Source organism: Mycolicibacterium arcueilense (genome assembly GCF_058536225.1).
On the sequence record NZ_JBZTYL010000034.1, the window covers coordinates 108402 to 119760 of the forward strand.

Genomic DNA, 11359 nt, shown 5'->3' on the forward strand with positions numbered 1-11359 from the left:
TCGAGCCTTTTTGTTTGTCGCCGCGCACTACCGGGTATCGCTCGTCAGCGGGTCGCCAGATTCCTACGTAGAGTCGGATTCACCGCTTCGGCCCAACGCCTGTGCCGGATCTGACGTGATGCCGTCGTCCGGTGAAAACTGGATACGGACTCGTGGGCACTGTCGGGACCGGGGGTCCGGTGAAATTTGGATGGTACGTATTCCTGCACCGCCCGGACGGTGGCGTGATGCCAGTCGCCGGGTTCTGGCGCAAACGCACCACGCTGCGATGGGCCGAGGAACGGGCCGAATCAAACCAGTGCCTTGAGGTCCACCGTTTCAGCTGGTGGTCGCCCGACGCTGCCGGCCAACGCACGGCTGCCGATCCGGCGAGCGGAGGCCGGGGATCAGACGGCCGCTCGGCGGTCGGCCCAGAAACCAAACAGGCCCCCTCGAAAGGGGGCCTGATCAGGGTGGCAGATGCAGGATTCGAACCTGCGTAGGCGTAAGTCGACGGATTTGCCATTAGCGTAGGTTCGTTTGCCTCAGCCCTGGCAGAAGCTGCCAGTTGAACATGGTTCACCAGGACCACGTCGCGCTGTTCGCCACCGTCGGGAAGACCGCACTGTCGCCAGGTTGGCACTGGGAGCCGCGTACGCGACCGCCGAACCTTCTGACTAGCCAACTGCGCGACCTTCTACAGCCGCCCACCCTAGGGCATACCCGCTGCTAGCGCCGATCATTGGCCGTATTGTTAGAGTCTCTAGACAGGACTCAACTGCAGCGAAGTGGGGGGAGCATAGGTTGGCGGACACCGTAGTAGCACTCGACGCGCTCACGGTGGTTATCCGTGGTCACTTTAATGCGGCTATCTTTTCACCCGCCTGGCTACTTCAGCAGAATGTAATCGGCGCAAGCGATTTCGCGCAGGCTGAGGTAGAAATAATTACCAGAGATTTCGCGTCAATCGCGACGGGCTGGCTGACATGTCAAGTCACGCCCGATGCGCTGCAGCTATCGACGCCCGAACCGGATGATTTCGAAAGATTGCGTGACGTGGCAGTCGGCATACTTAACGCCCTGCCGCATACGCCGGTTGCCGTGCTTGGAATAAATAGAGAAATGCACTTCCAAGCGCGAGATCAAGATCACTACCAATTAATAGGCGACCGGCTGACCCCCAAAGATTTTTGGGAGCGCACGTTAGAACTGCCAGTTATGAGGGAAATCATAATGTGGGGCCAGCGCGAGAGTAATTATGGTGGCCGGACTCAAGTAAAAGTAGAGCCTTCGGTCCGTTTTGAGGGCCACATTTTTGTAGCACATAGCGACCACTTCAACTTACAGATGATAGAAGAGCGTCCGTCGACACGGGCAGAAGCCTGGACGACAGAAGCGATCCAAAGTCAACGCGCCGAAGCATTAGCAACCAATATCCCAATTGTTAATGATATCCTCTCGAAAGAGTGGTCCAGCTCCCTGTCGCACGCAAGTACAGTCCTGAAGGCGATTGCGAGTATTTCATGAGCCCATCAACCATTCACGCTTCAGTATTTAATACGTCGAACGAACAGAGCGAAGACTTCGCGGATCCTTTCGTGGCATGGCGAAATTTGGCGAATCTGCTTGCCGAATACTCCGAGTCATTCACTGGGGACGCGATTCTGTTTGAGCCAAGCGATGCAGCCAGGATGAACCATGTGGACAAGTGGGCCGCCCTAAGTACTGTTTCTGCCCATGCGCTAAATAGGTTGAAAGACCGAAAAACCGCCGCGATTCGGTCAGCCTTCGAGGTTGTGAGCGAGCGACGTTCTCGACCGCCGGAGAGACCATCAGCAGCAATAACCGGCATGGAGAAGTGGGAAGGCAGCGTAACCGAGGTCGACAGCGATTTCTTCACTGTTCAATTGCAGCCGCAGGGCGATGGCACAGAACTAACCGCAGATTTTCCACGCGAGCTCGTCCCAGACGATGACCTGCAAGTCGGTGACGTAGTGTACGTCACGGTGCGGACTGTTCAAGGCGTAGGCGGGCCGCAGCGAACATCAGCAGTACGGCTCAGAAGATTGGGCCGGTGGACCGAAGCGGAAGTAGAGGCGCATAAAGCGAGGGCGAAGTTAAAGCATTCACGGCTGGAAGCCAAATTTGCCTGAGCTTCACCGGCCACCACTGCAAGACGAGATTGAGATATCAATCTTCGGACCGGGCAAGGGCGAGTCTATCGCTGTACATGTTGGCGCGGGCCAGTGGTTGATCGTGGACTCCTGCATTGACCAACAGTCCAAACAGATTCCGGCCTTGCAGTATCTGTCACTACTCGGAGTAAACGTTGCGCACGATGTTGTGCTTGTCGTCGGCACGCATGCGCATGATGATCACATCGCGGGTTTGTCGCAAATCCTGGAAGAGTGCGAATCGGCGACATTCGTATGCTCATCTGCATTGACTAGCGAAGAGTTCATGGCGACCCTTGAGGCCGATGCTGATATTGAGCGCATGTTTCGAAAGTCCATTCGCTCTGAGTACCGGCGGATTTTTGAAATAATCGATCAACGTGACGCCACCGGGTCGACAGTGCCTGCGATGCGTGCCGTGGAGCTACGCGAGCTTTGGTCGCGGCCGGCATCTAACGAGATTCCGCCAGCCTCGGCACGCGCACTGTCGCCATCAGACCTTGCCGCGAGCAAAGCCTTAAACACAATTGCGGCCGGTTTAGCGAAAGCAACTGATCGACGCCTGATCCGCCGGGTCGACCCCAACGAATTTGCAGTGGCCATATGGGTCACTGTGGGCGACGAGGCGATACTGCTCGGCGCAGACCTCACGGCGGGTCCGCAAGGATGCGGTTGGAATGCGGTTGTCACCAGGTTTGCGCCCGTCACCCGCGCGACGGCGTTCAAAATCCCCCACCACGGATCACCCAACGCCCACCACGACGAAGTGTGGTCTCAGCTGGTTTCGGATGACGTCATTGCCCTCCTAGCTCCATTCCGGATGGGCCGACGGCCACTGCCCGCTGAGGAAGACGTACAACGAATCAAGATGACGGCGAGCGCAGTGTACTGCTCGGCGAATCCAAAGGCGCCTGCGCTAAGCAAGGACGTCAAGCGAACTCGGTCCGCACTCGCCAGCCTTGGCGCAAGCAATGTTCGATTCGAGGGCAGAACAGGCCAGGTACGTGCACGAAAAGCGAGCAACTCTGATACATGGCGAGTCGAATGTTTCGCGCCAGCCATGCAGCTGTAGGCTTTCGCTGCTCGCTCGCGTCCAATCAGGAACGTGATAGGACGGGCTGTACTGACCACAGGCGTAGCGTACGGCGTCGCGCAGCGACGTAGAGCGACCCCCGAGTGAAGTGCAGGCCGTCTAGGATGCACCAACTTCACTCCCGGAGGTCTTTGTGCCCCCGCCGTAATGCTCCCGCTGTCCAAAACCGGGCGTCTGCGCTTTGAGGGACTGACCCGGTCCAACGCGACCGTCAATTGTCGGTGAGCAGGCCGGAAAATATGAGTTCGTTGCTCGTTCGCCTTGGCGCCGAGGGTACCGGCTGGCGGTCGGCACCCAGAGTGCCGACACAGTGGAGAATCCCACAGAAACCAAACAGGCCCCCTCGAAAGGGGGCCTGATCAGGGTGGCAGATGCAGGATTCGAACCTGCGTAGGCGTAAGCCGACGGATTTACAGTCCGCTCCCATTGGCCGCTCGGGCAATCTGCCTGGTTTCGCCCCGCCCCGTTTCCGGTTTGGTGCGAATAGCAGGGTACAACGAGGACCTACCCAAGTTACAAACCGGCAGGCCAGGTGTGACGAGCGCGTCGCCACAGCAGCCCGCGTGTGGTGGGGACAGCAAGGTGCGACGAGGATGTACCTAAGCTACAAACCGGCAGCATTCACCGAGGGAAGAGGAGGGGCGTCCAATGGCGGATTCCAGCTTCGACGTCGTCAGCAAGGTCGACCGGCAGGAGGTCGATAACGCGCTCAACCAGGCCGCCAAGGAACTGTCCACCCGCTTCGACTTCCGCGGCACCGACACCACCATCGCCTGGAAGGGCGAGGAGTCCATCGAGCTGGTCAGCTCCACCGAGGAGCGCGTCAAGGCCGCGGTCGACGTGTTCAAGGAGAAATTGGTCCGCCGCGACATCTCGATGAAGGCCTTCGACGCCGGCGACCCGCAACCCAGCGGCAAGACCTATCGCGTGTCCGGCGACATCAAACAGGGCATCACCAGCGAGCAGGCCAAGAAGATCACCAAGATCATCCGCGACGAGGGCCCCAAGGGCGTCAAGGCGCAGATCCAGGGCGACGAGATCCGGGTGAGCTCGAAGAAGCGCGACGACCTGCAGGCCATCATCGCCCTGCTCAAGGGCTCCGACCTCGACGTGGCATTGCAGTTCGTCAACTACCGCTAGCGGGGCCGTCGACGGTGCACTCAGATCGCGTTTGACGACGAAATCGCGATCTGAGCGCACGCTCGGCGCGTCAAGGGATAGGCCGCGGCGAGAACCTTGGGATGAACCGGTGCATGGTGGCCGCCCCGGCGCACGACACCGCGCCCAGGGCGGCCGCCGCAACGCCCAGTGGCGCCACCGCGGCCACCCCACCGACCGCCAGCGGCCCGAGGAACATCCCGCTGTCGTGCATGAGCCGCCACGCGGCCAGGAACTCGGCCCGGGTTGCCGTGGGCGCGACGTCCGCACCCAGCGTCATGATCACGCCGTTGCCCAGCCCGTTGCCCACACCCATCAGCACCGCCACGGCCGTCATGCCGATCAACCCGGCGGCGAACGGCAGTGCGAACAGCGACGCACCGATCACCACGAGCGAAGGCACCGCCATCGCCCGCCGCCCGTAGCGGTCCATCACCACCCCGGACGGGTACGAGCACACCAGGTCGGCCAGTGCTCCGATGCCGAAGACCACCGAGGCGGTCGCGGCACTCAGCCCGATGTGATCGGCCCACAGCGGCAGCACCGCATCCCGAGACGACCGTGCAGCCCCCATCATCAGCGCGCCCAGTCCGAGGGTGCCCAGCAGCGCGTGGTGAGTGCGCACGATCTCGGTGAGCCGGGCACCGCCGGGCACCGCTCCCTCGGCGCGCGGCGGATCGGCCAGCCGGGCCATCAGATATCCCGACACCACGATGCCGATCAGCTGCACGATGAAGCCACCGTGCGTCCCGACGGCAAGGATCACCGCCGCGCCGATGAGCGGCCCGATGAAATAGCCGAGCCGCCACGTCATGGCGAACATCGCCATTGCGCGGGCTCGCCGCTCGACGCCCACGGCCTCGGCCAGATAGCTCTGCCGTGCCAGACCCCATACCGCACTGGAGAACCCGGTCAGCAACACGCCAATGCCGAGAACCAGTGGATTCCAGGCGATGAGGCACAGCAGCACGCCCACGGTGCCGAGCGAGGATCCGACGATGATGGACCGGCGCTCGCCGAACCGAGCGACCATCCGCCCGGCCGGCAGGTCGCCGCACACCGCACCGAGGCCGACGAGCGCGACGATGAACCCGGCCACTCCCACCGAAGCGCCCAGATCCCTTGCGACGAGCGCGATCACGGGTGCGCCGGCGCCCTGCCCGATCCCGAAGATCGCGGACGGCAGGAAGACCGTGGTGGCCAGCGAGCGGAGCGGGACGCCCTCGCTCACGCGCTGGTTTCGGCCGCCGTCGCCGTGTAACGGCTGGGCCGGTGCGCCAGCCCGTAGTGACCCCGCAGCGTCGTCGCGGTGTAGTCGGTCCGGAACAGACCGCGCCGCTGCAGGATCGGCACCACCTGCTCGACGAAATCCTCCAGGCCGCCGGGCAGATACGGCGGCATGATGTTGAAACCGTCGGCGGCATCCTCGGTGAACCACAGCTCCAGGTTGTCGGCCACCTGCTCGGCGGTGCCGGCGAAGGTCCGGTGCCCGCGCCCGCCACCGAGTTTGGCGATCAGTTGCCGCACGGTCAGCGATTCGCTGCTGGCCAGATCCTTCACCAGTTGGTAGCGGCTCTTGTTGCCCTGAATCTGTTCGATGGGTGGCAGCGCGGGCAACGGCGCGTCTAGCGCATGCGCGGTCAGGTCCACTCCGAGCATCTGCGACAGCTGACGCAACGAGTACTCGGGCGAGATCAGATCGGTGAACTGCTGTTCCAGTTCGAGGGCGGCATCCTCGGTGGAGCCGATGAACGGCACGATGCCGGGCAGGATCTTGACGTCGTCGGCACTGCGACCGAACTTCACCGCCCGGGACTTCACGTCGCGGTAGAACGCCTTGCCGTCCTCCACCGATCGCTGCGCGGTGAAGATCGCCTCGGCGTACCGGCCGGCGAAATCCTTGCCGGATTCCGAGGAACCGGCCTGCACCAGCAGTGGACATCCCTGCTCCGACCGCGGCGAGTTCAGTGGGCCGCGCACCGTGAAGTGCTCGCCGTCATGGTCGATCCGGTGCACCCGGTCCGGGTTGGCGAAGATTCCGGTGGACTCGTCGAGGACCAGGGCATCGTCCTCCCAGCTGTCCCACAATGCGGTTGCCACGTCGACGAATTCAGCCGCACGCCGATACCGCCCGGCATGGTCGGGAATGCCCTGGAGACCGAAGTTGGCCGCCTCGTCCTCACCGGCAGAGGTGACGATGTTCCAGCCGGCCCGCCCGCCGCTGATGTGATCCAGCGACGCAAAGCTGCGGGCCAGGGTGTAAGGCTCGATGTAGCCGGTGGTGGCGGTGGCGATGAGTCCGACGTGCTCGGTGACCGTCGCCATCGCGGTCAGCAGTGTGATCGGTTCGAAGATTGCCTGCGTGTTGTGCTTCACCCGCGGCCCCACCGCGAGCCCGTCGGCGAAGAACACCGAATCCAATTTGCCGCGCTCGGCGAGTTGGGCCAGACGCTGGAAGTGCTTGACATCGGTCAGGTTCCGCACATCGGTGCGGTCGTGCCGCCATGCTGCCTCATGGTGGCCGACACCCATGAGGAAGGCGTTGAGATGAAATTGTCGCGTCATGAACATCCTTTGATCAATTGGTGGCCCGCCAGCCCGACAGCCGCCCTTCGATGGCCACGACGATGCCGTTGAAGATGACGCCCACCAGGGCGATGGTGACGATGCCTGCGTACATGTTGGGAATCTGGAAGTTCAGCTGCGATGCCGTGATCAGGTAGCCCAATCCGGCCTTGGCGCCGACCATCTCGGCAGCGATGAGGACCAGGATCGAGGAAGCCGCCGCCATGCGCAGGCCGGTGAAGATGGTCGGCACTGCCGCGGGCAGGATCACCTTCTGGAACAGCCGGACCGGGGAAAGTCCGAGGGAACGCGCCGATTTGATCAGCAGGGGGTCCACGGTGCGTACCCCGGAGATGGTGTTGAGCAGGATCGGGAACGACGCCGCGTAGATCACCAGCGCCACCTTGGAGGTTTCCCCGATCCCCAGGATGAGGATGAACACCGGCAACAGCGCCAGGGCGGCGGTATTGCGAAACAACTCAAGGATCGGGTTGAGGAACTCCGCGACCGGCCGGTACCAGGCGATCGCCACACCGAGCGGGATGCTGATCACGATCGCGATGGCCAGACCGATGAGGGCGCGCGACAGGCTGGCCGAAACATGTTCGGCCAGTTGGCCGTTGCCCAGGAGGGTGAACCAGGCGCTGACAACCTCCGAGAACGGCGGCAGGAAGACCTTGTCCACCAGCCCGATCCGTGGCGCGACCTCCCACAGACCGAGGAATGCGGCGACGACCACGGTGGGACGCAACAGGCGCCACGCGATGGTCTGCAGCCGGCGACCGCGCGGCTCGGGCTCCGGCGCCGTCGGTGCCGAGGCTGGAGTATCGACGTGCGACTCGACGGGGGCTACCGCGATGGCGCTAGACATGTTGAACCTCCTCGGACCGGGCGCGTTCCACCTCGTCGTGCAGTAGCGACCAGATGTGGTGGCGTTGCGCCCGGAATCCCTCGCTGGAACGGATGTCGTCGGTGCTGCGGTCGATGTCGACGTCGACGATCTTCTTGATCCGGCCCGGCCGCGACGTCAGCACGGCGACCCGCTGGCCAAGATACAGCGCCTCGTCGATGCCGTGGGTGATGAACAGGATGGTCTTGCCGGTGGCCTGCCAGATCCGCAGCAGCTCATCCTGCAGGGATTCCCGGGTCTGGGCATCCAGCGCGGCGAACGGCTCGTCCATCAGCAGCACCTCGGGGTCGAACGCCAGGCTGCGGGCGATCGCGACGCGCTGCTTCATCCCCCCGGACAGTTCGTGCGGGTAGCGATCGGCGAAGCCCTGCAGCCCGACCAGCTCGAGATACTCCTCGGCCCGCCGCCGACGCTCGGCCGCCGGTAAACCTTTTGCCTCCAGGCCGAATTCGATGTTCTTCCGGGCGGTCCGCCACGGCAGCAGGGCGTACTGCTGGAAGACGATGCCGCGGTCCAGCCCGGGACCGGTGACCGGCGTGCCGTCGAGCAGGATCTCCCCCGACGTCGGCTGGGTCAGCCCGCCCAACAGGTCCAGCAGCGTCGACTTGCCGCAGCCGCTCGGGCCGACCAGCACCAGGAACTCGCCGTCCGCCACATCGATGCTGATGTCCTGGATCGCGGTGAAATGGGTCTTCTCACCACGGATCGCGAACTGCTTGGTCACGTGCCGCAGACTCAGTTTGGGCGACGAATTCTCGACGTGTGCACTCACTTGTGCGCCAACGCTTTCCCGTCGGGGCCGCTGCCGTCGGGATAGGTTCCGTTGGCGTACGGGTTGAACTCGTTGGTGTAGAGATCCTTCGCCTTCAGCTGCCCTTCCTTGAGCTCGCCATTGCGCACGAGCCAGTCGATCCAGGTCTGCAGCTCGCGTTCGGCGATCACCGCGCCGGGCACCGGAATGCCCGAGCTGCGCCAGTATTCGATGGATTGCGTGTCCTCGTTGCGTTTGCGCTTGTCGATGATCTCGCGGAACTTGGCGACCACCTCGTCACGCGGGGTCATCTGGGTCCACCGGATGGCCCGCGCGGTGCCCTGGACGTAATCGGCCACCGCGTCCCGGTTCTTGGCCAGGAAATCGTCACGGACCACATAGGTGCCGTAACTGAACGCCCCGAACAGAGACTTGTCGGTGAACAGCGGCCGGATCCCGCCGCGTTCCTGCGCGGTCTCCCGCCAGATCCCGTTGAGCGCCGCGACATCGATCTGCTTCTCGCGCAGCGCCTGCTCGGTGTTGACCGGCGGCACCACGGTGAGTGTCACGGTCTTGATCTCGTCGTTGGACAGCCCCTCCTTGGCCAGCCATTCCCTGGTGAGGAATTCATGATGGGCGCCAAGGGTATTCATCCCGACCTTCTTGCCGATCAGGTCACGTGCCGAGTGGATCGGGCTGTTCTCCAACACGAAGTATCCGGTGTATTCGCCCTCGTCGGCGCCATAGGAGCTGAGCACCGACGTGATCGGCGCACCCGCGGCGTTGAGCTTGACCACCGCGCCGTTGAACGCCTCACCCACGTCGATGTCGCCGGTGGCCACCGACTGGATGTCCTGCGGTCCGCTGGTGGTGTTCCCCACCCAATCGAGCTTGATCTTGTCGTAGTAGCCGAGGTCCTCGGCCAGTTCCTGGAATCGAACCTCTCCGGCCCAGCCCTGATAGCGCACCACGGTCTTGCCGTCTTCGGTGCGCGCGGACTCACCGGACGAGCCACACGCGGTCAGTACCAGCACGAGTGCACTGAGCATCGCGAGTACCGAACTGATTAGGCGCATGGCCGTTGCCCCCCCATGGAGTCGCACTGATTGGTGCGGCTCATGGTGGCAACAAATCGGGGTCGGGTAACCCTTTAGCCTCGCGAAGAATCGAAAGGCTCAGACGGCTTCCGGCCTGACGGTCAGGCGCCGCCGTACTGCGGCTGCAGCACCGGGGCGAGCGCGGAGAGCGGGATGTGCGCCTGCACTGTGCCGCCGTCCATCGACCACTGCATCCGGCCCGGGGTGAAATCGACCGGGGAGTCACGGCCGACCGGATAGTCCGGCATGTAGAGGATCAGCTCGTCCTGGGTCAGCGCCCAGGCCTTGTAGCCGCCCGAGTACACGTTGTTCGGCGTCCAGCGGTCCGGGGTAAATGGGTAGGTGCCGGGCTGGTGCGGCGGCGGCGCGGCATCGAGCGCGGCGACGATGAACGGGTCACCCAGGCGCGGGATCTCGGCCCGGTGGTCGACGCCCGGTTTGAACAGGTCGGCCAGCTGCACCTGCCGGCCGCCCGCGAACGTGAACGTGCGGTAGGCGTCGCTGACGATGGGCGCGTTCGGGTGTGACAGGGCGTCGGTACCCCAGGTACCTGAGTACATCTCGTGGAAGACAACCGTCGTCGCGTCGCCGTGCTGGAAGATCTCGAACTGCTCCTCGCCGAAGCTGTCCGCGGCCATCTTCTGCGCGGCGTTGCGCCAGTTGTTCATCAGGTTGGTCAGGTACTGCCGGATGACGGGGTTTTCCACCAGGTCGCCGGGCAGCGCCACCTTGATGTCCCGAACCGCCTTCCGGTCCGAGGTCACCGACGTGTGGCAGGCCTGCCCATCCCACTGTCCGGCCAGTTCGTCACAGAACGTTGCCGCCGAGGCCGCGGCGGGTGGGGTGACCGTGATGGCCATCGCCGAACCTGCCACCACGGCCGCCGCGCCGATCAGCTTGCCGATGCGCAACATGTCAATACCTCAGGGAAGTTCCACTTTGCTTGCCCGCCACTGCCCGTCGACCTTCTCCATCGTCATCTTGATGCGGCTGCGGTCGATCCGTGGATCGGGCACCGTGCTGTTGGCCACCGACTGGTCGACGAACAACAACACGACGACCTTGTCCTTGCTCGCCGACTGCACCGCCGACTGCACCACCACGCCGTGTGCCGTGGCCTTGTTGTCGATGAGCAGTTGGCGCAGCTGCATGCTCGACTGCGAGTACATGTCCTTGAACTCACCGGTGGCACCGGCCAGAACCTGGTTGAAATTCTCGTCGACCTTGTTGGAGTCGATACTCGTCAAGACCTGGGCATAGTTGACCGCGGCATCCTGCGCCTGCTGGCCGGCCTGGGCCACCTGCTTGGTCTGCCACAGCTGCCACCCCAGGAAGCCCGAAAGCGCCAGGGAGGCAGCGACGACGACGGCCACGACCCCGACGAGCGCCCAGCGGCGCCGGCCCCGTGACGTTGCATCCGAAGACTCGGGCTCTGCCGCCTCTTCTGCCTCGTCTTCGTCCTTGGCCTCGTCGTCGACCTCGTCCTTGGATTCTTCGTCGGCCTCCGTCTCGGCCTCCGACTCCGCATCAGAATCAGCGACCTCCTCGGCCGTCTCTTCGATACCGATTGCGTCGTCGACGGTCTCGGTCTGATCGTCGGTCTTCTTGTCCGTCGTCACAGTCACCGTCATC

Annotated in this window: 11 protein-coding genes and 2 tRNA genes; 4 read left to right on the top strand and 9 right to left on the bottom strand. The window is 63.5% G+C overall.

The window, feature by feature from the left end:
• Positions 1 to 453: 453 nt before the first annotated feature.
• Positions 454 to 545 (bottom strand) — tRNA-OTHER (locus tag AC4LGL_RS29125).
• A 238-nt stretch (positions 546 to 783) separates the two neighbouring features.
• Between AC4LGL_RS29125 and AC4LGL_RS29130 the strand changes: the two genes are divergently transcribed.
• The 3 genes from AC4LGL_RS29130 to AC4LGL_RS29140 are packed head-to-tail and all read left to right on the top strand — an operon-like array spanning position 784 to position 3225.
• Entirely contained in the window at positions 784 to 1506 is a 723-nt protein-coding gene (locus AC4LGL_RS29130) for a hypothetical protein (protein WP_491841777.1), read from the top strand.
• Positions 1503 to 2132 carry a S1 domain-containing protein gene (locus AC4LGL_RS29135; protein ID WP_491841778.1) on the top strand — a complete coding sequence of 210 codons (630 nt, stop codon included), beginning with the start codon at positions 1503 to 1505 and terminating at the stop codon, positions 2130 to 2132. Before AC4LGL_RS29130 ends, AC4LGL_RS29135 begins: the two co-directional genes overlap by 4 nt.
• A complete protein-coding gene (locus tag AC4LGL_RS29140) occupies positions 2125 to 3225 on the top strand; it encodes a ComEC/Rec2 family competence protein (RefSeq protein WP_491841779.1) in 1101 nt (366 codons plus the stop codon). Before AC4LGL_RS29135 ends, AC4LGL_RS29140 begins: the two co-directional genes overlap by 8 nt.
• Positions 3226 to 3611: 386 nt before the next feature.
• On the opposite strand, the gene AC4LGL_RS29145 is transcribed toward AC4LGL_RS29140, so the two are convergent.
• Positions 3612 to 3694, bottom strand: a tRNA-Tyr gene (locus AC4LGL_RS29145).
• A gap of 200 nt (positions 3695 to 3894) precedes the next feature.
• Between AC4LGL_RS29145 and AC4LGL_RS29150 the strand changes: the two genes are divergently transcribed.
• Positions 3895 to 4386, top strand: a complete 492-nt coding sequence (locus tag AC4LGL_RS29150) for a YajQ family cyclic di-GMP-binding protein (RefSeq protein WP_463791023.1) — start codon at positions 3895 to 3897, stop codon at positions 4384 to 4386.
• Positions 4387 to 4456: 70 nt separating this feature from the next.
• Here AC4LGL_RS29150 and AC4LGL_RS29155 read toward each other — a convergent pair whose 3' ends face one another.
• The 7 genes from AC4LGL_RS29155 to AC4LGL_RS29185 all read right to left on the bottom strand — a co-directional run bounded on the left by AC4LGL_RS29155 (position 4457) and on the right by AC4LGL_RS29185 (position 11358).
• Positions 4457 to 5635: an MFS transporter gene (locus AC4LGL_RS29155; protein WP_491841780.1), complete on the bottom strand. Its 1179-nt coding sequence runs from the start codon at positions 5633 to 5635 to the stop codon at positions 4457 to 4459.
• A complete protein-coding gene (locus tag AC4LGL_RS29160) occupies positions 5632 to 6975 on the bottom strand; it encodes an LLM class flavin-dependent oxidoreductase (protein WP_491841781.1) in 1344 nt (447 codons plus the stop codon). Before AC4LGL_RS29160 ends, AC4LGL_RS29155 begins: the two co-directional genes overlap by 4 nt.
• Positions 6976 to 6982: 7 nt before the next feature.
• Entirely contained in the window at positions 6983 to 7840 is an 858-nt protein-coding gene (locus AC4LGL_RS29165) for an ABC transporter permease (RefSeq protein WP_491841782.1), read from the bottom strand.
• Complete coding sequence (locus AC4LGL_RS29170; RefSeq protein WP_491841783.1) at positions 7833 to 8651, bottom strand: ABC transporter ATP-binding protein; 819 nt, start codon at positions 8649 to 8651, stop codon at positions 7833 to 7835. Before AC4LGL_RS29170 ends, AC4LGL_RS29165 begins: the two co-directional genes overlap by 8 nt.
• Positions 8648 to 9679 (bottom strand): ABC transporter substrate-binding protein, encoded by a 1032-nt coding sequence (locus AC4LGL_RS29175; protein WP_491841849.1) that lies wholly within the window; start codon positions 9677 to 9679, stop codon positions 8648 to 8650. Before AC4LGL_RS29175 ends, AC4LGL_RS29170 begins: the two co-directional genes overlap by 4 nt.
• Before the next feature lie 149 nt (positions 9680 to 9828).
• Complete coding sequence (locus AC4LGL_RS29180) at positions 9829 to 10641, bottom strand: DUF3298 domain-containing protein (RefSeq protein WP_491841784.1); 813 nt, start codon at positions 10639 to 10641, stop codon at positions 9829 to 9831.
• 9 nt (positions 10642 to 10650) lie between these two features.
• Complete coding sequence (locus AC4LGL_RS29185) at positions 10651 to 11358, bottom strand: Rv1363c family protein (RefSeq protein ID WP_491841785.1); 708 nt, start codon at positions 11356 to 11358, stop codon at positions 10651 to 10653.
• Position 11359: the final 1 nt, after the last annotated feature.